The 20,628-nt window shown below is 58.5% G+C and carries 21 protein-coding genes; 19 read left to right on the top strand and 2 right to left on the bottom strand.

The window, feature by feature from the left end; all coding sequences use genetic code 11:
- Window positions 1-140: 140 nt before the first annotated feature.
- A complete protein-coding gene (gene fsa / locus AC2FJZ_RS00705) occupies window positions 141-794 on the bottom strand; it encodes a fructose-6-phosphate aldolase (RefSeq protein ID WP_496667552.1) in 654 nt (217 codons plus the stop codon).
- A gap of 88 nt (window positions 795-882) precedes the next feature.
- On the opposite strand from fsa, the gene AC2FJZ_RS00710 reads away from it, so the two are divergent.
- The 4 genes from AC2FJZ_RS00710 (at window position 883) to AC2FJZ_RS00725 (ending at window position 5,781) form a co-directional block, all read left to right on the top strand.
- Entirely contained in the window at window positions 883-3,078 is a 2,196-nt protein-coding gene (locus AC2FJZ_RS00710; protein ID WP_496775729.1) for a primosomal protein N', read from the top strand.
- A gap of 79 nt (window positions 3,079-3,157) precedes the next feature.
- Window positions 3,158-4,390, top strand: coding sequence for an MFS transporter (locus AC2FJZ_RS00715; protein WP_496775730.1), 1,233 nt, complete (start codon window positions 3,158-3,160; stop codon window positions 4,388-4,390).
- A 66-nt stretch (window positions 4,391-4,456) separates the two neighbouring features.
- Window positions 4,457-5,335, top strand: a complete 879-nt coding sequence (locus AC2FJZ_RS00720; protein ID WP_496775731.1) for a 50S ribosomal protein L11 methyltransferase — start codon at window positions 4,457-4,459, stop codon at window positions 5,333-5,335.
- A gap of 101 nt (window positions 5,336-5,436) precedes the next feature.
- The gene (locus tag AC2FJZ_RS00725) at window positions 5,437-5,781 is read left to right on the top strand and encodes a hypothetical protein (protein ID WP_496667548.1); all 345 of its coding nucleotides are present in this window, start codon (window positions 5,437-5,439) and stop codon (window positions 5,779-5,781) included.
- Window positions 5,782-5,885: 104 nt separating this feature from the next.
- On the opposite strand, the gene AC2FJZ_RS00730 is transcribed toward AC2FJZ_RS00725, so the two are convergent.
- Entirely contained in the window at window positions 5,886-6,101 is a 216-nt protein-coding gene (locus tag AC2FJZ_RS00730; protein WP_496775732.1) for a DUF1127 domain-containing protein, read from the bottom strand.
- A gap of 335 nt (window positions 6,102-6,436) precedes the next feature.
- On the opposite strand from AC2FJZ_RS00730, the gene ruvC reads away from it, so the two are divergent.
- The 15 genes from ruvC to AC2FJZ_RS00805 all read left to right on the top strand — a co-directional run bounded on the left by ruvC (window position 6,437) and on the right by AC2FJZ_RS00805 (window position 20,579).
- On the top strand, window positions 6,437-6,934 hold the full coding sequence (ruvC, locus tag AC2FJZ_RS00735; protein WP_496775733.1) for a crossover junction endodeoxyribonuclease RuvC: 498 nt from the start codon (window positions 6,437-6,439) through the stop codon (window positions 6,932-6,934).
- Window positions 6,931-7,608 (top strand): Holliday junction branch migration protein RuvA, encoded by a 678-nt coding sequence (ruvA, locus tag AC2FJZ_RS00740; RefSeq protein ID WP_496775734.1) that lies wholly within the window; start codon window positions 6,931-6,933, stop codon window positions 7,606-7,608. The genes ruvC and ruvA overlap by 4 nt, the downstream gene beginning before the upstream one ends.
- A gap of 4 nt (window positions 7,609-7,612) precedes the next feature.
- Window positions 7,613-8,632 (top strand): Holliday junction branch migration DNA helicase RuvB, encoded by a 1,020-nt coding sequence (ruvB, locus tag AC2FJZ_RS00745; RefSeq protein ID WP_050603162.1) that lies wholly within the window; start codon window positions 7,613-7,615, stop codon window positions 8,630-8,632.
- 63 nt (window positions 8,633-8,695) lie between these two features.
- Window positions 8,696-9,319: a hypothetical protein gene (locus AC2FJZ_RS00750; protein ID WP_496775735.1), complete on the top strand. Its 624-nt coding sequence runs from the start codon at window positions 8,696-8,698 to the stop codon at window positions 9,317-9,319.
- The gene (ybgC, locus tag AC2FJZ_RS00755; RefSeq protein WP_496667543.1) at window positions 9,316-9,699 is read left to right on the top strand and encodes a tol-pal system-associated acyl-CoA thioesterase; all 384 of its coding nucleotides are present in this window, start codon (window positions 9,316-9,318) and stop codon (window positions 9,697-9,699) included. The genes AC2FJZ_RS00750 and ybgC overlap by 4 nt, the downstream gene beginning before the upstream one ends.
- Window positions 9,700-9,809: 110 nt before the next feature.
- Window positions 9,810-10,505: a protein TolQ gene (gene tolQ, locus AC2FJZ_RS00760; protein ID WP_050603165.1), complete on the top strand. Its 696-nt coding sequence runs from the start codon at window positions 9,810-9,812 to the stop codon at window positions 10,503-10,505.
- Between the two features lie 2 nt (window positions 10,506-10,507).
- Window positions 10,508-10,984 (top strand): protein TolR, encoded by a 477-nt coding sequence (gene tolR / locus AC2FJZ_RS00765; RefSeq protein ID WP_050603166.1) that lies wholly within the window; start codon window positions 10,508-10,510, stop codon window positions 10,982-10,984.
- Window positions 10,985-10,993: 9 nt separating this feature from the next.
- The gene (tolA, locus tag AC2FJZ_RS00770) at window positions 10,994-12,097 is read left to right on the top strand and encodes a cell envelope integrity protein TolA (RefSeq protein WP_496775736.1); all 1,104 of its coding nucleotides are present in this window, start codon (window positions 10,994-10,996) and stop codon (window positions 12,095-12,097) included.
- The gene (gene tolB / locus AC2FJZ_RS00775) at window positions 12,094-13,413 is read left to right on the top strand and encodes a Tol-Pal system beta propeller repeat protein TolB (RefSeq protein ID WP_496775737.1); all 1,320 of its coding nucleotides are present in this window, start codon (window positions 12,094-12,096) and stop codon (window positions 13,411-13,413) included. The genes tolA and tolB overlap by 4 nt, the downstream gene beginning before the upstream one ends.
- A gap of 72 nt (window positions 13,414-13,485) precedes the next feature.
- A complete protein-coding gene (gene pal, locus AC2FJZ_RS00780) occupies window positions 13,486-13,992 on the top strand; it encodes a peptidoglycan-associated lipoprotein Pal (RefSeq protein ID WP_496667540.1) in 507 nt (168 codons plus the stop codon).
- Between the two features lie 4 nt (window positions 13,993-13,996).
- Window positions 13,997-14,821 carry a tol-pal system protein YbgF gene (gene ybgF / locus AC2FJZ_RS00785; protein ID WP_496667539.1) on the top strand — a complete coding sequence of 275 codons (825 nt, stop codon included), beginning with the start codon at window positions 13,997-13,999 and terminating at the stop codon, window positions 14,819-14,821.
- Window positions 14,812-16,071, top strand: coding sequence for a tRNA lysidine(34) synthetase TilS (tilS, locus tag AC2FJZ_RS00790; RefSeq protein WP_496775739.1), 1,260 nt, complete (start codon window positions 14,812-14,814; stop codon window positions 16,069-16,071). Before ybgF ends, tilS begins: the two co-directional genes overlap by 10 nt.
- Window positions 16,072-16,146: 75 nt before the next feature.
- A complete protein-coding gene (gene ftsH, locus AC2FJZ_RS00795; protein ID WP_496775741.1) occupies window positions 16,147-18,063 on the top strand; it encodes an ATP-dependent zinc metalloprotease FtsH in 1,917 nt (638 codons plus the stop codon).
- A gap of 99 nt (window positions 18,064-18,162) precedes the next feature.
- Window positions 18,163-18,738 (top strand): MOSC domain-containing protein, encoded by a 576-nt coding sequence (locus AC2FJZ_RS00800; protein ID WP_496775743.1) that lies wholly within the window; start codon window positions 18,163-18,165, stop codon window positions 18,736-18,738.
- Window positions 18,739-18,902: 164 nt separating this feature from the next.
- Window positions 18,903-20,579 carry a formate--tetrahydrofolate ligase gene (locus tag AC2FJZ_RS00805; RefSeq protein WP_050603174.1) on the top strand — a complete coding sequence of 559 codons (1,677 nt, stop codon included), beginning with the start codon at window positions 18,903-18,905 and terminating at the stop codon, window positions 20,577-20,579.
- Window positions 20,580-20,628: the final 49 nt, after the last annotated feature.

Below are 20,628 nucleotides of genomic sequence, written 5' to 3' on the forward strand. Positions count from 1 at the left end.
CTTGGAAAAAATGCACGCAAAGGTGGATTTCCTTGAGTGCTGTGGCGAAGAGGCTCCCGCCCGCGATGCCTGATCACAAATCAGGCACGGGGCCGGGGCCGGGCGCGGTGCCTGACGGCGCCGCGCGGTCTTGCGCGGGATCAGAGGATTTTCTGACCGGTCTTGGCCCAATCGGCCAGGAAGGTTTCCAGACCTTTGTCGGTCAGGGGGTGGTCGGCCAGCTTTTTGATGACGGCAGGCGGGGCGGTGATGACATCGGCACCGACGCGAGCGCTGTCGGTCACGTGGTTCACCGTGCGGATCGACGCGGCCAAGATTTCGGTCTCAAAACCATAGTTGTCGTAAACCTGACGGATGTCGGCGATCAGATCCATACCGTCGAGGTTGATGTCGTCCAGGCGGCCGATGAAGGGCGAGATGAATGTTGCGCCTGCCTTTGCGGCCAGCAATGCCTGATTGGTCGAAAAGCACAGGGTCACGTTTACCATCTGACCTTCGTCGCTGAGCGTTTTGCAGGTTTTCAGGCCGGCCCAGGTCAGTGGGACTTTTACGGCGATATTCGGCGCGATCTTGGCCAGCTTGCGGCCTTCGGCGATCATGTCGTCAGCTTCGGTTGCAACAACCTCTGCCGATACCGGACCATCGACCAGATCACAGATCTCTTTGGTCACTTCCAGAATGTCGCGGCCCGATTTCAGGATCAGCGAAGGGTTGGTGGTTACGCCGTCCACCATGCCCAGATCGTTCAGTTCGGCGATGGCGTCGATCTCGGCGGTGTCTACGAAGAATTTCATGAGGGCAGTCCTTTGATGGGTTGGCCTTGGTCGCGGATGGCTTTACCCCAAAGAGAGACATGCTGAAACCCCCTGCAAAGGACATGTGGTGAGCACTCAGGAGTATTTCGACCAAGGTGAGCTGGTGGCAGTGCTCACCACCCAGCCATTGGACCGGACGCTGGACTATAAGGCGCCCGAAGGCGGTTGCTTTCTGGGTGCGTTTGTCGAAGTGCCTTTGGGGCCGCGCAAGGTGCTGGGCGTCGTCTGGGGGCCGGGGCAGGGTGGCTTTGATCTGAATAAGGCGCGGTCTGTGATCCGGGTGCTTAAGGCCGCGCCGATGCGTGAAGAAATGCGCGTGTTTCTTGGAAAGGTGGCCGACTACACGCTGACGCCGATGCCAGCGATGTTGCGTTTGGCAACCCGTGCGCCGGGGTTGGGCGACCCGCCGTCGATGCGTAAGGTTTATCGCCTTGGCAGCGGTGAGCCGGACCGGATGACCGATGCGCGATCCCGTGTGCTAGGGGTTTTGCGCGATTATGGTGGGCTCGCCTTTACCTTGAAAGAGCTCGCCGAGCAGGCAGGCGTGACTTCGTCTGTTGTCAAAGGGTTGGTCAAACAAGGCGCAGTGCGGGAAGAGGACAGTCCGCGTGATCTGCCGTACCCGCATCTTGATCCGAACCTGCCGGGCAAAGATCTGACCGAAGATCAGGCGGAGGCTGTGGAACGGTTGCAGGTTGGACAGCAGACAGGTGGCTACGGCACAACACTTCTGAAAGGTGTGACGGGTTCGGGCAAGACCGAAGTGTATCTGGAAGCCGTCGCCGAGGCGCTGCGGATGGGACGTCAAGCTTTGGTCTTGCTGCCTGAAATTGCGCTGACTGCTGAATTCCTGACCCGGGTCGAGGCGCGGTTCGGTGCGCGGCCAGCCGAGTGGCACTCGGGCGCGACCATGACGGAACGCCGCCGGGTTTGGCGGATGGTCGGGCAGGGGGATGCGCAACTGGTCGTGGGGGCGCGGTCGGCACTGTTTCTGCCGTTCCGCGACTTGGGGCTGGTGGTGGTCGATGAAGAGCATGACACCTCTTACAAGCAGGAAGACGGCGTGCATTACAGTGCGCGCGATATGGCAGTTCTGCGCTCGGCCATTTGTGGCGCGCGGGTGATTCTGGCCAGTGCAACACCCTCGCTGGAGAGCTGGGCCAATGCCGAAGCGGGCAAGTATGAACGGGTAGACCTGAACTCGCGCTTCGGCGCGGCGGTGCTGCCCGAGATGAAACCCATCGATATGCGGGCCGAGCAGATGCAGCCCGGGACATGGATTTCCCCGTCCCTGCGACAGGCGGTGCTGCAGAGGGTCGAGAAGGGCGAACAGTCGCTGCTGTTCATAAATCGCCGCGGCTATGCGCCCGTCACCTTATGCCGGGCTTGTGGCGAACAGATCGCTTGCGATCATTGCGACGCGCGGATGGTTGAACATCGGTTTCTGAAACGCCTGATGTGCCACCAATGCGGCGAGACAAAGCCGATGCCCGACACCTGCCCATCCTGCGGGGTTGAGGGTAAATTGGCTCCAGTTGGGCCAGGAATTGAGCGGTTGGCCGAAGAGGCCGAGACAATTTTCCCGGACGCTAACATCGCTATGCTCAGCTCTGATCTTTTTGGTTCAGCGCGGGCTTTAAAAGCAAAGATTGAAGAAATCGCTTCCGGGGATGCCGACATTGTTATCGGCACTCAGTTGGTCGCTAAAGGGCATAACTTTCCCAAACTCACATTAGTCGGCGTGATTGATGCTGACTTGTCATTGCATGGCGCTGATCTGCGCGCAGCAGAGCGGACGTTTCAACTGATGCGCCAAGTGGCAGGGCGCGCTGGCAGGGCAGATAAGCCGGGGCAGGCGTTGTTACAGACGTTCCAACCGGAACACCCGGTGATCCGGGCCATCCTGTCCGGCGATGAGGAAGGGTTCTGGAAAGCCGAAGCCGCCGGGCGGCAAGCGGCCGGGGTCCCCCCCTATGGTCGCATGGCCGGGATCGTTCTGTCGGGTCCAGAGGTTGGCCCGGTCTTTGACATAGGCAACGCGATGGCGCGTAATGATGCACCCGTGCGAGATGTAGGGGGACAAGTCTTCGGACCTGCACCAGCGCCGATTGCACGTATTCGCGGGCGGCACCGGGTGCGCCTTCTGGTCAAAGCCCCGAAAGGCGCGCCGATTCAGGACGCCATTGCCCGCTGGATCGCGCCTTTGCGTCTGAAAGGTGACATCCGACTGACTGTCGATATCGACCCGCAGAGCTTTTATTGATCTCTGCATCAGCGCAGGGTGGCTGTGCGCTAACGGCTTCCCTCTCGCCAAAGCGCTGAAATGGGCGTAGAGGACCAATATGCTGAAACCCATGCCCCTTAACGAGGCGCAGAGCCTTCCGTTCTGGCGCCGTCCCATCACGCTCTTGTTCATGATGGCCATGATCATGCCGATCGCGTTCAACGCGTGGAGCGCTTTGCTGAACAATTTCGTCATCGAAGTGGCGAATTTTGACGGAGCAGATATCGGGCTTCTGCACACGGTACGCGAGATTCCGGGTTTTCTGGCGGTTGGCGTGATTGCCGTCATTATGTTCATGCGCGAACAGGTGCTGGCGATGATCTCGCTGATGATGCTTGGGGTCGCCACGGCTGTGACCGCGTGGTTTCCCAGCCTTGGCGGGTTGCTGTTCGTAACCCTGTTCAGCTCGATCGGGTTTCACTACTACGAGACCGTAAACCAGTCGCTTCAATTGCAGTGGCTGCCCAAGGACCGTGCGCCGCAGGTTTTGGGGTGGCTGGTCGCAATGGGATCGGCGGCGACAATGGTGGTCTACGGGCTGATCGTTCTGACCTGGGATCGGTTCGATCTGTCCTATAACTTTGTCTTCATGGCTGCGGGTGGTGTAACCGCGTTGCTGGCATTGTTCTGCTTGTTTGCCTATCCGCAATTCGATGCGCCCACACCGCAGACCAAGAAACTGATCCTGCGTCGCCGGTATTGGCTGTATTACGCGTTGCAATTCATGGCTGGCGCGCGGCGGCAGATCTTTGTCGTCTTTGCCGGGTTCATGATGGTCGAAAAGTTCGGTTTTGAAGTGCATGAGTTGACCAGCCTCTATCTGATCAACCTGATGATCAACATTATGGCCGCCCCTTTGCTGGGAAAAGCTGTGGCAAAGTTTGGTGAACGACGGACGCTGATTTTTGAATACACGGGTCTGGCAATCGTGTTCGCGGCGTATGGAGGGATCTACTGGTTCGGCTGGGGCGTTCTGCTGGCAGCGATTCTCTACGTGATTGACCATGTGCTGTTTGCTCTGGCGTTGGCCTTGAAGACTTACTTTCAGAAAATCGCCGACCCTGCAGACATCGCACCGACAGCTGCGGTTGCATTCACAATCAACCACATTGCAGCTGTGTTCCTGCCTGCACTGCTGGGCCTGCTTTGGGTTGTTTCGCCGGGCGCAGTGTTTGGTTTGGCTGCGGCGATGGCAATTGTTTCGCTGCTGTTGTCGTTGTTGATTCCACGCCATCCCGAGCCGGGCAATGAGACCGTCCTGACCAAGTACGCTCCGGCCCCTGCGGAATAGGCCGGGCGGCTTGACCTTCGCGGCGCGGCGTCCTAGGCGCTGTGCCAACTGAGACAGGAGGCCCCGATGCCCACATTCACCGCGCTGACCACGTTGACAGGTAAAAAGGCCGCCGAAGGTCTGGGCGAAGCGATGGAGCGTTTGGAGCCGGAGCCCACAGGCGTTGGCGTATTCGAGGTCGAAGACGGCTCGGGCCTTTGGGAAGTGGGCGGCTATTTTACCGAAGGCCCAGACGAGACCGCACTGGCTGTTCTTGCCGCAGCGTTCGAGGCGAAGCCATTTGTCGTCTCTGAACTGCCTGAAACCGACTGGGTTGCGCATGTTCGGCGCGAGCTTGCGCCCGTCGAAGCGGGCCGGTTCTTTGTTTACGGCAGTCATGATGCCGACAAGCTGCCAGACGGCCGCATTCCATTGCTGATCGAGGCCGCAATGGCCTTTGGCACCGGACATCACGGCACGACGCTCGGCTGTCTCAAAGCACTGGACCGATTGCTGGACGACGGCTTCACCGCGTCGAAAGTGGCCGATATTGGCTGCGGTACCGCTGTTCTGGCCATGGCGGCGGCGCGCGTCTGGGACGGCGATGTCATTGCTAGTGATATCGACGAAGTGGCCGTCGATGTGGCCGAGGCCAACCTGAAAGCCAACGGTATGTCCGGTGTGGTTCAGTGTGTTGAAGCCGCAGGTTTCGACCATCCCGACCTAAAGGCGCACGCCCCATACGATCTGATCTTTGCTAATATCCTGAAAGGCCCCTTGGTGGCGTTGTCACCCGAAATCGCTGCGAATCTGCGTCCGGGAGGGTGTGCGATCCTGTCGGGAATCCTTAACGAACAAGCTGATGACGTGGTTTCAGTTTACTCTCAGAACGAGTTCAATCTTACTCATAAGGGTGAGATTGGTGAATGGACGACCCTAATCTTAACCAAACAGGGCGTAAATTAGGCCATTTACAGGAGTTTTGTGGAATTTTGCCACGATTTTGTCGCAATCTCTATTTACCGTTTTCTGATCAAAGTCGAGGGGGGCGGTTTTTGGAGGCTGCCATGACGGGAAAACAACTGGAGTTCGATCAGCGCGTAAATCGCCTGAACAAGAAGCATCAGAAGATGAGCCGGGGCTATCGCGCCACATTGCGCAAGGATGGTCTGGTGGTAATGCGGCCGCAGCGTGTCAGTTCGGCTGTGCCTGTAAAAGTGTTGCTGCTGACGCTTCTGGCCTTTTTTGCATTCAAAGCGTTTCTTTTGTCTCACCTGGGGCCAACAGGATACCAATATCGAATCGACAGTCTGAACGAGGGCACATCAGTTGAGAAAGCCGGTGCTTGGGTCATGCAGATCGACCCGGTATCGCAGGCGCTGTCCGTTCAGATGAACAAGCTTCTCTACTGATCAAGCTTTTGAAGTAAAAAAACACCGCGTGCCTTGGGGCGCGCGGTGTTTCTGTTTTGCCCCTCAAGGGAGGAGGAAGGGGCATATGTGAGTAGTGGTTGGTTTTAGAACCGACCCTGAGCAATGACATCAATGTCGCCACGGCACAGTCCGATATCCTCAAGCTCGCGATCGGACAGATCAGTCAGCGCGTTGCGGGTTACGCGGGCGTCATTCCATTCGATTGCGGCGTTTACCGCCGATACGAAAAAAGCGCCGATACGGCCAACGAGGCCAAACGAGCCGGTGGTAGCGATGCGGGTAGTGTCCAGTGCAGCCATATCCTGTTTCCTTCTGGTTTGTGTTCACTTTGCAATCTTGCGATCTGACCGCCATCTAGTGCCGCCATTTCGCTTGTACAAGTTCATTTTTTTGCAATTGTCCTATGCATTTTTTGCAATGCTTCACGAGGCTGAAATCCCCTTAAATAATTGGTAAAAATGCCTTAATGTAGGTGCCGCTTTCAGACATTCCCGAGGTCGCAAATGTGCTCCGAAGTCGCGCTAAGGACAGGTGTGTCGTTTTCAGACTTCGGGTCAATTCGCTTGGAAAATGTTCACGCTTCGTGCTAGGCGTTGAAAAAAGATCACAGAACCCGAGCAGGCCGAGGCAAAACATGCGAATTCTGGGCATTGATCCGGGGCTTAGGACCCTGGGATGGGGCGTCATCGAATCAAATGGCAGCCGCCTGAGCCATGTGGCCAATGGATTGTGCAAGTCGGATGGGGACGATCTGGGTGAGCGCCTGCTGTCTCTGCACAACCAGATTGTCGAAGTGATAGCCGATCATCAGCCGGATCAGGCCGCCATTGAACAGACATTTGTGAACAAGGACGGGGCGGGTACGCTCAAGCTGGGCCAGGCGCGGGGGGTCGCGTTGTTGACACTGGCGCAGGCTGGATTGCCGGTGGGGGAGTACGCGCCCAACCGAGTGAAGAAGACCGTAGTCGGCGTCGGCCACGCCGAGAAAGAGCAGGTCATCCATATGGTCAAACTGCAATTGCCAGGCTGTTCGCCAAAAGGGGCCGATGCCGCAGATGCGCTGGCGATTGCGATCTGCCATGCCTATTACGGAAAGGCGCAACAGGCGCGTGTGAAAGAGGTGCGGGTATGATCGGCAAATTGACTGGACGGCTCGATTACCGCGCGGCGGATCATGTTCTGATCGATGTCCGGGGCGTGGGTTATATCGTCTATTGTTCCAACAGGACGATGGCGGCGTTGCCGGGCGTGGGCGAGGCGGTCTCGATCTACACCGACATGGTTGTGCGGGAAGACCTGATGCAGCTTTATGGCTTTCTCTCCCTGGTCGAGAAAGAATGGCATCGCCTTTTGTGCTCGGTCCAGGGCGTCGGTGCAAAGGTATCTTTGGCAATCCTCAGCGCCTTGGGGCCGGATGGCGTTAGCCGCGCTATCGCTTTGGGGGATTGGGGAGCGGTCAAGGCGGCCAAAGGTGTGGGGCCTAAAACGGCGCAGCGGATCGTGTTGGACCTCAAGGACAAGGCGCCGGGGGTCATGGCCATGGGCGGAACTGTGACTGAGGCCATGGATGGCCCCGAGCTTGAGGTTGTGGAACTGGCCGAACCCTCGCCTGCGCCAAAACGGTCTGCGAAACCGCCATCCGGCGCGGCTGCCGCATCTGCCGGGGCTTTGTCGGCTTTGGCCAATCTTGGATATGGGCCGTCTGACGCAGCAGCAGCTGTGGCCGAGGCGGCTGCCAGCCAACCAGAGGCAGGCGAGACTGATCTGATCCGAGCCGCGCTCAGACTTCTGGCTCCGAAAGGGTAAGTGAATGGTAGATGCTGATCCCACCCTGCGCCCGGACCCTTTGCCCGAGGACAACGACCGCGCCTTGCGTCCGCAGGGGCTGGACGAGTTCATCGGTCAGGCCGAGGCGCGGGCCAACCTGCGCATATTCATCCAATCTGCCAGGCAACGTGGTGAAGCGATGGACCACGCCTTGTTCCATGGTCCTCCGGGATTGGGCAAGACGACCCTGGCGCAGATCATGGCGCGCGAGTTGGGGGTGAATTTCCGCATGACCTCTGGTCCGGTTCTGGCCAAGGCGGGCGATCTGGCGGCAATCCTGACCAATCTGGAAGAGCGCGATGTGCTTTTCATCGATGAAATCCACCGTTTGAACCCGGCGGTGGAAGAGGTGCTTTATCCCGCGATGGAGGATTTCGAGCTGGATCTGGTGATCGGCGAAGGACCTGCGGCCAGAACCGTGCGGATTGAATTGCAGCCGTTCACGCTGGTGGGGGCCACCACGCGGATGGGATTGCTGACAACGCCTCTGCGCGACCGGTTCGGTATTCCCACTCGATTGCTGTTCTACACCGTGGATGAATTGCACGAGATCGTCACCCGCAACGCGCGGAAGCTGGGCGCGCCTGCGGATACTGACGGCGCGCGCGAGATTGCGCGCCGGTCACGCGGCACACCCCGGATTGCGGGGCGGTTGCTGCGGCGCGTGGTGGATTTCGCTATCGTTGAAGGCGACGGTCGGATTACCCGGGAACTGGCTGACGGAGCCTTAACGCGGCTGGGTGTGGACCATCTGGGGCTGGATGGGGCGGACCGCCGGTATCTGAAATTGATCGCCGAGAATTACGGTGGTGGTCCCGTCGGGATCGAAACGATGTCGGCCGCCTTGTCTGAAAGCCGCGACTCGCTGGAAGAAGTGATCGAACCCTATCTTTTGCAGCAGGGATTGATTCAGCGAACCCCGCGTGGACGGATGTTGGCACAAAAGGCTTGGACGCATTTGGGGATGGCAGCGCCTAAGCGTCAAAGTGATCTGTTTGGTTGAAGCCTGCGCCCAGAGATTCTAAGCCTTCGGCGAGAGTATTTTTGAAAAGATGAAGGGCTGGGCGTGACACCGGAAGAGATCAAGGCGCTGTTCACGCGCGAGAGCGGCGAGTTTCTGATTGCCCGTTGGGCGCGGCCCATCGTGCCGATCGTGTTTGGCGTCGAAGACAAGACGATGGCCACGGTGAAAGGCGCATTTGAGGCCGTTGTCACTCTGGCTGGACATAAGATGGCCGAGACCGATCCCGAGCTTGGCGCCAATTGCATGGTCTTCTTTTTCCGGGACTGGCAAGAACTGCTGGAAGTGCCTGATCTGGATCGGTTGGTCCCGGATCTTGAGCCTTTGGTCGAACGTCTGGTGGCAGCAGATGCCAATCAGTACCGCATATTCCGGTTCGAAGAAGATGGCGCAATCCGTGCATCCTTTGTGTTTCTGCGAATGGATCGGGAATTGTCCAAAGTTCCGGCGGAAACTCTTGCGTTAAGCCAGGTGGTTCAGACTGTTCTGCTTTGGTCCGATACAGCCTTTCGGACGCAATCGCCGCTGGCTGTCGCGGGTGAGACGACGATCCTGCGCCCCGACATTGCCGCTCTGATCCGGGCTGCATATGATCCGGTCTTGCCGGGGGCGGCGCAGGATGCGTCTCATGCGCTCAGGTTGTTCGCCCGGCTGGAGCCTCCGCAATGAAACACACATACCCGGTTCGTGTTTATTACGAAGACACCGACATGGGCGGTGTTGTCTATCACGCGAATTACCTGCGGTATATCGAACGCGCGCGTTCGGACTGGGTGCGCAATCTGGGCAATGATCAGAACGCAATGCGGGAAGAGGGAGTTGTGTGGGTCGTCAGGAGGGTAGAGGCCGAATACCTTTCGCCTGCCAAGTTCGATGACGAGTTGATCGTTGAAACCGAAGTGACTGAAATCTCTGGTGTGCGCCTGACGATGGCGCAACTGGTGCGACGTGGTGAGACCGAAATTTTCCGCGCTTCGGTCACGGCTGTGTGCATCAACAAGGACGGCAAGCCGATCCGTCTTCCGGCAGAGATTCGCGCATTGATGTAACAATTTGCAGGCCAGAGGTGGTTCTGTTGGCATTTCAACCCCAACTGCGTTAGCGTTTGGCAAAACAAGGCCAAACGAACGGCCGTCAGGCAAAAACAAAGAGCAGGTTCATGGAAGCTGAAACGCTGGCGCTGGCGCAGGAGATCGATTTCTCCATGTGGGGGCTGTATGCCCGCGCGACCTTTGTGGTCAAATTGGTGATGCTGATGCTGATCGGTGCCTCCATCTGGTCCTGGGGGATCATCATCCAAAAGCTGATCAACTATCGGGCCGCACGGCGTGAGGCGCTGGTGTTTGATGAAAGTTTTTGGTCGGGCAACCCTTTGGATGAACTGTTCGATCAGACCGGAACACAACCGGACGGCAGCTCGGAAAAGATTTTTGCCGCAGGCATGATCGAGTGGCGCAGGTCACACCGAAATGATGGTGGACTGATCGCCGGAGCAACCGCGCGGATCGATCGCTCGATGGATGTAGCCATCGCGAAAGAGGCCGAAACCTTGCAGAAAGGGTTGCCCATTTTGGCCACGGTGGGCTCGACCGCACCATTCATTGGTCTGTTCGGCACCGTCTGGGGCATCATGAACGCCTTTATCGAGATTGCCGAGCAGCAGAATACCAATCTGGCCGTTGTCGCTCCCGGTATTGCCGAAGCGCTTCTGGCTACGGGGTTGGGTTTGTTGGCTGCTATTCCGGCCGTCATTTTCTATAACAAGCTCAGCGCCGATAGCGACCGGATTGTAGGCGGGTACGAGGCGTTTGCCGATGAGTTCGCCACTATCCTGTCACGCCAGTTGGACAGCTGACGATGGGGGCCGCGGTTCAGCAGTCGTCAGGTGGAAACGGGCGCAGACGCGGGCGGCGGCGTGGTCGCGCGCAGCCGATGGCCGAGATCAACGTGACGCCGTTTGTGGACGTCATGCTGGTGTTGCTGATCATCTTCATGGTCGCGGCACCGTTGCTGACGGTTGGTGTCCCAGTCGATTTGCCCAAGACCGCAGCCAGCGCATTGCCTGGTGACAACGAAGAACCTTTGACTGTGACCCTGACCGCAGAGGGCCGGGTACAAATCCAGACGACTGATGTGCTGCGCGAAGAGTTGATTGGCAAGCTGCGGGCGATTGCGGCAGAGCGAAGCAGTGACCGGGTGTTCCTGCGCGCTGATGGCGCGATTCCCTACGCGCAGGTTATGCAGGTCATGGGCGCGCTGAACGCGGGCGGGTTTTCCAACGTTGGCCTTGTGACCGATACCGGCGGGCCAACGCTGGACGAAGGTGGAGAGTGAGGTCGCGCGGTGGATACCGGCACCAAGATTTCGGCGATTGCGCATGTCAGTCTGATTGGCGTGGCACTTTTGGGTGGTACCTTTCGGTCCGAGCCGTTGCCGATGGCCGTACAGGATGTCTCCGTGATTACCGCTGAACAGTTTGCAGCCATGACTGCGCAGCGCGATGCGCCTGATGTTTCCGAGGTGCCGGCCGCTTTGCAACAACCGCCCGAGCCCGAGCAGACCGAAACCAGACCGCCGGAACCGGTGGTTGAGGAACAGCCGCGCCCCGAACCCGTGGTGCCTGCAGAACCCGACCCTGAACCCGCGCCCGTTATCGTCGAAGCCCCGCCAGAGCCCGAGCTTCCGGAAGAACCGCCCTTGTTGACCGAGCCGGAGGTGGAACCTGTTGCACAGCCCGTGCAGCCAGAACCCGAGGCGCAGCCACGTCCCGCTGACCGTGTCGCGCCCGAAGCGATTGCTCCGGCACCGCCCGAGGCAAAGCCGGATGAGTTTGAAACACCTCCTGTGTCCTTGGATGAGGGTGCTGAGGTGCAGCAGGAGCAGCAAGACCAGACTGCACCGGAAGAGGCCGCGCCTGAGATTGTAACCGAAGCGGAAGAGACTAAGGAGCCTCTGCTCAGTTCGCCTCGCCCGCGCACGCGCCCCAACCGGCCCAGTCCGCCACCCGAACCGGAAATTGCAGAAACGCCCGAGGCGGCTCCGGAACCTGCGGCGCAGGCTGATGAGACCGCGATCAACGACGCCTTGGCTGAGGCTTTGGGTGCAGGCACCGAACCCTCGGGCCCACCGCTCACCAGCGGTGAGAAGGATGCAATGCGACTGGCCGTGTCCAGGTGCTGGAACGTGGGTTCACTGTCCACGGATGCGCTGAGTACAGTGGTTGTTGTCGCGTTTTCGCTGAACCGAGATGGTACAGTTGTAGATGGCAGTATTCGGATGCTGGACAGTTCCGGCGGGTCCTCTGGTGCTGCTAATCAGGCTTATCAGGCCGCCCGGCGTGCAATTTTACGCTGCGGGGCCAAAGGATATGACCTGCCTGCTGACAAATACGCTCAGTGGCAGGATGTTGAGATTACATTCAATCCCGAGAGGATGCGGATCAAATGATGAAACTTCTGACCAACCTCTTTGTCGGCCTGACGCTGATGTCCGCGCCGGTTTATGCCCAGAACAGCCCTCTGCGACTGGAGCTGGATCAGGGTATTATCGAACCTTTGCCCTTTGCGGTTCCCAGTTTTGTGCCCGATGGCCCCTCTGCCGCGCAATATGCGCAGGATATTTCGCGCGTGGTGGCGGAGGACCTGACCGGGACGGGGTTGTTCCGTGAAATCTCATCGGATGCATTCATCAGTCGGGTCAGCAGTTTTGAAGCGCCGGTTCAATTCGCCGATTGGAAAGCGATAAATGCCGATGCGCTGGTCACCGGAGCGGTCAATGTCTCGGGCAAGCGATTGACGGTCCGGTTCCGTGTTTGGGATGTGTTCTCGGGTCAAGAACTGGGCACTGGCCTGCAACTGGCAGGCACGACCGAAGGCTGGCGCCGTATGGCGCATAAGGTGGCTGATCAGGTCTATAGCCGGATCACGGGCGAAGGTGGCTATTTCGACAGCCGCGTGGCCTTTGTATCGGAAAGCGGTCCCAAAAATCAGCGCCTCAAGCGGTTGGCAATCATGGACTATGATGGTGCGAATGTGCAGTACCTGACTGACAGTTCTGCCATCGTGCTTGCACCGCGCTTTTCGCCGACAGGGGACCGGCTGCTTTATACCAGCTACGAAAGCGGCAGCCCACGCATCTATGTTCTGGATGTAGGACGCGTCAAACGGCAGGAACTCAAGACCCGGGAAGGCACTATGAGCTTTTCGCCCCGCTTCTCGCCGGATGGGCGATCGATCGTGTACTCGCTTATTCAGGGCGGTAACACGGATCTGTGGAAGATGGATCTGGCCTCAGGGCAAAGCACGCGCCTGACCAACACTCCCGCGATCGAGACAGCGCCCAGCTATTCCCCGGATGGCAGTCTGATTGTTTTTGAGAGCGACCGTTCCGGCACGCCGCAGCTTTATGTAATGCCCGCAAACGGGGGTGAGGCGACGCGGATCAGCTTTGGCGCGGGGCGCTATGGCACACCCGTCTGGTCACCGCGCGGCGACTTGATCGCCTTTACCAAGCAGAATAAAGGCCGGTTCCATATCGGCGTCATGCGAACAGACGGATCGGAAGAGCGGTTATTGACGGCATCGTTCCTCGACGAAGGCCCTACCTGGTCGCCCAATGGCCGCGTCATCATGTTCACCCGCGAAACGCAGGGGGCGAGCGGCCGTGCCTCGCTGTATTCTGTGGATATATCGGGTCGAAACCTGCGCCCGGTGCGCACGCCGGATGGTGGCAGCGACCCGTCATGGGGGCCCTTGCAGAATTGATCGCAGCAAAGTTCACAACGAATCGCGCCTGTGATAGACAGGCGGCAATAATCAAAACACGAGGCACTTGAAATGAACGTATTGAGCAAAGTCCTGGCGCTGGGCGCGCTGAGTGTGATCGCTGCCTGTGCAAACAATGACCCCTCCGCATTGGGGGGCGGTGGTGCAGGTGGAACCGGCGCAATCGTACCGGGTTCGCCGAGCGACCCGCGTTCGCCTGCGTATTTCCAGCAGACTGTTGGCGACCGTGTTCTGTTCGCTGTTGATCAGTCGACCCTCTCGACGCAAGGGCAAACCGTGCTGCAAGGGCAGGCAGAATGGCTGTTGGCCAATCCGGACTTTGTGGCCACCATCGAAGGGCACGCAGATGAGCAGGGCACGCGCGAATATAACCTGGCGCTGGGTGCGCGCCGGGCGAACGCCGCGCGCGAATACCTGATTTCGCGTGGAGTTGCGGGTAACCGCCTCAACACTGTCAGCTATGGCAAGGAACGTCCGATCGAGATTTGCAGCGTTGAGGAATGCTATTCCAAGAACCGCCGCGCGGTGACTGTGCTGACCGGTTCAACTCTGGGGTAAGACGATGCGTATTACAGGATGGGTTTTGGCGGCGGTCATGACGACTGCTGGTGTTGCACAGGCACAGGATCAGCAGACCCTGGCGGATATTCGTCAGGAGCTGACTGTGTTGCATGTGGAGGTTCAGCGTCTGAAGCGCGAGTTTTCCACCACGGGATCGCCCGCACCGAACCTGTCCGGCAGTTCGATCCTGGAACGGGTCGATGCCATTGAGGCCGAATTGCAGCGCCTGACCCGTCAAACAGAACAGTTGAACCAGCGGGTGCAGAATATTGTTACCGACGGCACCAATCGCATTGGTGATCTGGAATTCCGGCTGGTCGAATTGGAAGGCGGAGATTTGTCGACGCTGGAAGAGACCTCAACGCTGGGTGGTGACGCAGCGACCACGGAAACAGGTCCGGTAAACGTTGTAACACCCCCGTCATCGGATCAGGGTGAGCTGGCCGTTGGTGAGCGTGAGGATTTTGACGCGGCCTCAAAAGCTTTGGCTGATGGCGAATTTCAGACTGCGGCTGACCTGCTTGCGCAATTCGAAACATCCTATCCCGGCAGTCCCCTTGCCCCTGAGGCCAATCTGAAACGTGGTCATGCGCTGGAAGGTCTTGGCGATACTCGCGAAGCGGCACGTGCGTTTTTGGCCAGCTTCACTGGCGATTCTGAGGGCGCATTTGCACCAGAGGCCTTGTATGAACTGGGCGCAGCGCTGGGGCGTCTGGGGCAGACCGATCAGGCCTGCATCACGCTCAACGAAGTTGGTGTGCGCTTTCCTTCTGCACCGGCGTTTGCCAATGCTACACAAGAGATGTCCGCGTTGGGGTGTTCTTGAGCCGTCACTCCGACAAGTTGCTTGAAGAACTTCGCGCCCGGTTGCCCGAAAACTTGCCGCGCAAATTGGGTGTAGCGGTCTCGGGCGGCGGGGATTCCGTGGCCCTGATGCATCTGTTGCATGAGGTCGCACAGACCCAAACGACTACTCTTTTTATCGTTACCGTTGATCATGGGTTGCGGCCCGAGGCTGCACAGGAGGCTGAGAGTGTATCTCGGCAGGCCTCTGCCTTGGGTCTGTCGCACGAGACGTTGCGTTGGGCGGGCTGGGACGGGGTCGGCAACATGCAGGATCAAGCGCGACAGGCGCGGTATAGCTTAATGAGCAACTGGGCAAGAGACCGTGGAATTGATGCCATCGCCTTGGGACATACAGCAGATGATCAGGCGGAAACTCTGCTGATGCGCTTGGGGCGATCCTCTGGTGTCACTGGCCTGTCCGGCATGTCGGCATGTCGTCAACTGGATGGCCTGACACTGCTGCGTCCGATGCTCGGGATGACCCGAGACGCCCTGCGTGCCTACTTAATTGAGAACAGCGCGTCATGGGTCGAAGATCCTTCGAATCAGGACACACGTTTCGACCGGATCAAGGCGCGTGACGCCCTGTGCGGCCTCGAACCCTTGGGAATTGATGCGCTTTCATTGTCTCGGGTGGCAGACAATCTGGCGCAGGCACATGTGGCGTTGGGGGTGTTTGCGCAGGAATCCGCGCGGAACGTGGCGCAGGTTGTTCAAAGTGACGTGAAGGTGGACAGGGTCGGTTTCTCCGCGCTGCCCAAAGAAATCCGCCGCCGTGTTCTGGTTGGGATTCTCGCCTGGATCGTGGGACAGGGATATCCCCCACGTCAGGCCGCGGTCGGGCAAGCGATGGATGCTTTGGCGAAAGGACGGGCCGGTTCGGTTGCTGGGTGTCTTTTGGTTCCAAAAGGTGAGAGTGTTTGGATTTGCAGGGAATTTAGGGCCGTGCAGGACCAGATGATCGCACCCGGCGAGGTATGGGATGGAAAATGGCGCGTCAGCGGGCCCGCAACTGTCGGTGCTGAAATCCGCGCCTTGGGCGATGACGGGTTGCGACAGGTGCCGGAATGGCGCGAAACAGGACGCCCCCGACTTGCTCTGAGCGCAACACCTGCTGTCTGGAAGGGCGAATCGGTGCTGGCTGCTCCGCTTGCGGGCCTGACGAACGGATGGCAGGCCGACATTGCACCGGAATGGCCTGAGTTCTACGCATCTTTTTTATCGCATTGAACATACCACAATCCTCTCTATTTTAAGAGGTAACTTGGCAGCTTCTCACCTGCCGGAACTTTTGGGAGATTTTCCTTGGGCAACGCTCGCAATATCGCGTTTTGGGTCGTTCTGTTTCTGCTTATTCTGGCACTGTTCAATCTGTTCAGTGGATCAGGCGGAACGCTTCAGAGCAACGAAAGAACTTACTCCGACTTTGTCAGCGCCGTGCAAAGCGGTGAAGTCAAGAAAGTGACATTGGATGGCGAGCAGATTCGCTACACCACTGAAAGCGGTGCAACTTATGTCACGATCAAACCGACCGACGCCGAGGTAACAAAGCTGCTGATCGACGAGAACATCCCTGTTCAAGCGGTCAAGCAACAGCAGTCAGGCTTCCAATCCTTCCTGATCACGCTTCTGCCTTTCCTGCTGCTGATTGGCGTCTGGGTTTATTTCATGAACCGGATGCAGGGCGGCGGCAAAGGCGGCGCGATGGGCTTTGGCAAATCCAAGGCCAAGATGCTGACCGAAAAGCATGGCCGTGTGACCTTTGATGACGTGGCCGGCATTGATGAGGCCAAGGAAGAACTGGAAGAGATCGTTGAATTCCTGCGCAACCCGCAGAAATTCAGCCGTCTTGGCGGCAAGATCCCAAAAGGCGCGTTGCTGGTTGGCCCTCCGGGTACCGGTAAGACGCTGCTGGCTCGCGCGATTGCGGGTGAGGCGGGTGTGCCGTTCTTCACCATTTCGGGTTCCGATTTTGTTGAAATGTTCGTGGGTGTCGGTGCAAGCCGAGTGCGCGACATGTTCGAACAGGCAAAGAAGAATGCGCCCTGTATCGTCTTTATCGACGAGATCGACGCCGTGGGCCGCCATCGTGGTGCCGGTTATGGCGGGGGTAACGATGAACGCGAACAGACCCTCAACCAGTTGCTGGTAGAAATGGACGGGTTCGAAGCCAACGAAGGTGTGATCATTCTGGCCGCGACCAACCGTAAGGACGTTCTGGACCCCGCGCTGCTGCGTCCGGGCCGATTCGACCGCAACGTGACTGTTGGTAACCCGGACATCAAAGGTCGTGAGAAGATCCTGGGCGTGCATGCGCGCAAGACACCGCTTGGTCCCGATGTCGACCTGCGCATCATCGCGCGCGGGACGCCGGGCTTCTCGGGTGCTGATCTGGCCAACCTCGTGAACGAGGCCGCGCTGATGGCCGCCCGCGTTGGTCGTCGCTTTGTCACCATGGAAGATTTCGAGAACGCCAAGGACAAGGTGATGATGGGGGCCGAGCGGCGCTCGATGGTGCTGACACAGGACCAAAAAGAAAAGACTGCCTATCACGAAGCTGGTCATGCCGTTGTTGGTATGTCCCTGCCGCTGTGCGATCCGGTCTACAAGGCGACGATCATTCCGCGCGGCGGTGCGTTGGGCATGGTTGTCAGCCTGCCCGAGATGGATCAGTTGAACTACCACCGCGATGAGTGCGAGCAAAAGCTGGCAATGACGATGGCCGGTAAGGCCGCCGAAGTTATCAGATACGGTGAAGATCACGTTTCGAACGGTCCGGCTGGTGACATCATGCAAGCCAGCCAGCTGTCGCGCGCCATGGTGATGCGCTGGGGTATGTCCGACAAAGTCGGTAATATCGACTATGCCGAGGCGCATGAGGGCTATTCAGGCAATACCGCCGGATTCTCGGTTTCCGCCAATACGAAGGAAATGATCGAGGAAGAGGTTAAGCGCCTGATCCAGCAAGGATATGAGCGCGCGCATCAGATTCTCACCGAAAAGAATGAGGAATGGGAGCGTTTGGCACAGGGCCTGCTGGAGTATGAAACTCTGACCGGTGAGGAGATCAAGCGCGTCATGAATGGCGAATCGCCGACCGAAGGCGACGACGAAGGCGACAAACCGGATGAGGGCAGCGCGCCCAGTGTCACGGCCATTCCCAAGACAAAGGCCAAGAAATCACCGCCCGACGGCGGGATGGAGCCTGAACCGACCACATAGGTACCAAAGACCCGAGCCAAGGCTCGGGTCTTTTCTCTTTTCATCAGGCGTTTGCCGGGCATTATGCCCATTGAACTCCAGCGGAAAAGGGATGCCGGAATGCCATTTTTGCGTGAAACGGAATACGTAGGCGAAGCGGTCTGGCTGGGTTATGTCCCTGCCGGGCAGTCGCTTCGGGCTGAATCGGTCCAGGCATTGGATTTAGATTTTGACGGAGCGTCAGGAGAACGACACGCGGGGTTCAATCGAGCATCCTGCGTGCGGGTCAAAAACCTCTATCCCACAGGAACGGAAATCCGCAACGTACGTCAGTTGTCGGTTCTGTCAGTGGAAGAGCTTGACCAGATCGCGCAAGAGATAGGTCTGGACGTGTTGGACCCTTCATATCTCGGCGCGTCAATCGTACTAAAGGGTATTCCTGATTTTTCACATATCCCCCCGTCGTCGCGTTTGCAGGTCAGCGGTGGTCTGACGATAACCGTGGACATGGAAAACGCGCCTTGCGTATTGCCAGGGCGCGAAATCGAGGCGGACCAGCCTGGGCACGGCGTTGCGTTCAAACCTGCGGCGGTTGGGCGTCGGGGCATCACCGGCTGGGTCGAACGTCCCGGACGTGTTCAGGTGGGAGATCAGTTGAATTTATTTGTTCCCGATCAGCCCGACTGGACTCCTTAGTCCGCTTTGGTTTCCGATTAGAAACCCCTGAAACGGCCTTACGACGCTTCACGACACCAGAATGTCGGAATCCATGGCTATTGAGATTGTACACAAGGGTATGGATGCGCAGCGCCGGCGTTCTGCGTCGGCTATGCACGGTATTCAATTAAGGACCCCGGCCAATGAGCTACAAATCCGACATCGAAATCGCTCGTGAAGCGAACAAAAAGCCGATTCAGGAAATCGGTGCCAAGATCGGCATCGACTCTGCGGATCTGCTGCCTTACGGCCACGACAAAGCCAAAGTCAGCCAGGACTTCATCAACTCGGTTCAGGACCGTGAAGACGGCAAACTGATCCTCGTGACCGCGATCAACCCAACCCCGGCAGGTGAAGGTAAAACCACCACGACCGTTGGTCTGGGTGACGGCCTGAACCGCATCGGCAAGAACGCGATGATCTGTATCCGCGAAGCCTCGCTTGGCCCGAACTTCGGCATGAAGGGTGGCGCTGCAGGTGGCGGTTACGCACAGGTTGTTCCGATGGAAGAAATGAACCTGCACTTCACCGGCGACTTCCACGCCATCACCTCGGCTCACTCGCTTCTGTCGGCGATGATTGACAACCACATCTATTGGGGCAACGAAGCCGAGATCGACGTACGCCGCGTTGCATGGCGTCGTGTGGTCGACATGAACGATCGCGCCCTGCGTCAGATCACGGCGTCTCTGGGTGGTGTTTCGAACGGCTTCCCGCGTGAGACTGGCTTTGACATCACCGTGGCGTCCGAAGTCATGGCGATCCTGTGCCTGGCCAATGACCTGAAAGACCTGGAAAAGCGTCTGGGCGACATCATCGTTGCTTATCGCCGGGACAAAACCCCGGTCTATTGCCGCGACATCAAGGCCGAAGGCGCGATGACTGTTCTGCTGAAAGATGCCATGCAGCCGAATCTGGTGCAGACGCTGGAAAACAACCCGGCGTTTGTCCACGGTGGGCCCTTCGCGAACATCGCGCATGGCTGTAACTCGGTTATCGCAACCAAGACCGCGCTGAAAGTCGCTGACTATGTTGTGACCGAAGCTGGCTTTGGTGCCGACCTTGGTGCCGAGAAGTTCATGAACATCAAATGCCGCAAGGCGGGCATCGCACCGTCGGCTGTTGTTCTGGTCGCCACCGTACGCGCGATGAAGATGAACGGCGGCGTTGCCAAGGCTGATCTGGGTGCGGAAAACGTCGACGCGGTCAAGTCGGGCTGTGCCAACCTGGGCCGTCACATCGAGAACGTGAAGTCCTTCGGTGTACCGGTTGTCGTCGCCATCAACCACTTCGTCACCGACACCGATTCCGAGGTGCAGGCAGTCAGCGAGTATTGTGCCGAGCATGGCGTCGAGGCGGTTCTGTCACGTCACTGGGAACTGGGCTCGGAAGGGTCCGCCCCGCTGGCCGAGAAAGTTGTTGAAATCGTCGAAGGTGGCAGCGCCAACTTCTCGCCGATCTACCCCGACGACATGCCGCTGTTCGAGAAGATCGAAACTGTCGCCAAGCGCATCTATCGCGCGGACGAGGTTCTGGCCGACAACAAGATCCGCAACCAGCTGCGCGAGTGGGAAGAAGCAGGCTATGGCAATCTGCCGGTCTGCATGGCGAAAACTCAGTATTCGTTCTCGACCGACCCGACCCTGCGCGGCGCACCGACCGGCCACTCGGTTCCGGTGCGTGAGGTTCGCCTGTCCGCAGGTGCCGGTTTCATCGTGGTTGTCTGCGGTGAGATCATGACCATGCCTGGTCTGCCTCGCAAACCGGCTGCTGAAACCATCTGCCTTAACGACGCAGGTGAGATCGAGGGCTTGTTCTAAGCCGCTTTTTGAACCATCTCGTGGTCCGGGGATTCATTCCCGGGCCATG

The sequence above is a fragment of the Ruegeria sp. CDSA079 genome, from assembly GCF_059612245.1.

Coding starts and splice junctions, on each gene's coding strand:
- fsa (WP_496667552.1), bottom strand. CDS start 794: ATGAAATTCTTCGTAGACACCGCCGAGATCGACGCCATCGCCGAACTG.
- AC2FJZ_RS00715 (WP_496775730.1), top strand. CDS start 3,158: ATGCTGAAACCCATGCCCCTTAACGAGGCGCAGAGCCTTCCGTTCTGG.
- AC2FJZ_RS00720 (WP_496775731.1), top strand. CDS start 4,457: ATGCCCACATTCACCGCGCTGACCACGTTGACAGGTAAAAAGGCCGCC.
- AC2FJZ_RS00725 (WP_496667548.1), top strand. CDS start 5,437: ATGACGGGAAAACAACTGGAGTTCGATCAGCGCGTAAATCGCCTGAAC.
- AC2FJZ_RS00730 (WP_496775732.1), bottom strand. CDS start 6,101: ATGGCTGCACTGGACACTACCCGCATCGCTACCACCGGCTCGTTTGGC.
- ruvC (WP_496775733.1), top strand. CDS start 6,437: ATGCGAATTCTGGGCATTGATCCGGGGCTTAGGACCCTGGGATGGGGC.
- ruvA (WP_496775734.1), top strand. CDS start 6,931: ATGATCGGCAAATTGACTGGACGGCTCGATTACCGCGCGGCGGATCAT.
- ruvB (WP_050603162.1), top strand. CDS start 7,613: ATGGTAGATGCTGATCCCACCCTGCGCCCGGACCCTTTGCCCGAGGAC.
- ybgC (WP_496667543.1), top strand. CDS start 9,316: ATGAAACACACATACCCGGTTCGTGTTTATTACGAAGACACCGACATG.
- tolQ (WP_050603165.1), top strand. CDS start 9,810: ATGGAAGCTGAAACGCTGGCGCTGGCGCAGGAGATCGATTTCTCCATG.
- tolR (WP_050603166.1), top strand. CDS start 10,508: ATGGGGGCCGCGGTTCAGCAGTCGTCAGGTGGAAACGGGCGCAGACGC.
- tolB (WP_496775737.1), top strand. CDS start 12,094: ATGATGAAACTTCTGACCAACCTCTTTGTCGGCCTGACGCTGATGTCC.
- pal (WP_496667540.1), top strand. CDS start 13,486: ATGAACGTATTGAGCAAAGTCCTGGCGCTGGGCGCGCTGAGTGTGATC.
- ybgF (WP_496667539.1), top strand. CDS start 13,997: ATGCGTATTACAGGATGGGTTTTGGCGGCGGTCATGACGACTGCTGGT.
- AC2FJZ_RS00800 (WP_496775743.1), top strand. CDS start 18,163: ATGCCATTTTTGCGTGAAACGGAATACGTAGGCGAAGCGGTCTGGCTG.
- AC2FJZ_RS00805 (WP_050603174.1), top strand. CDS start 18,903: ATGAGCTACAAATCCGACATCGAAATCGCTCGTGAAGCGAACAAAAAG.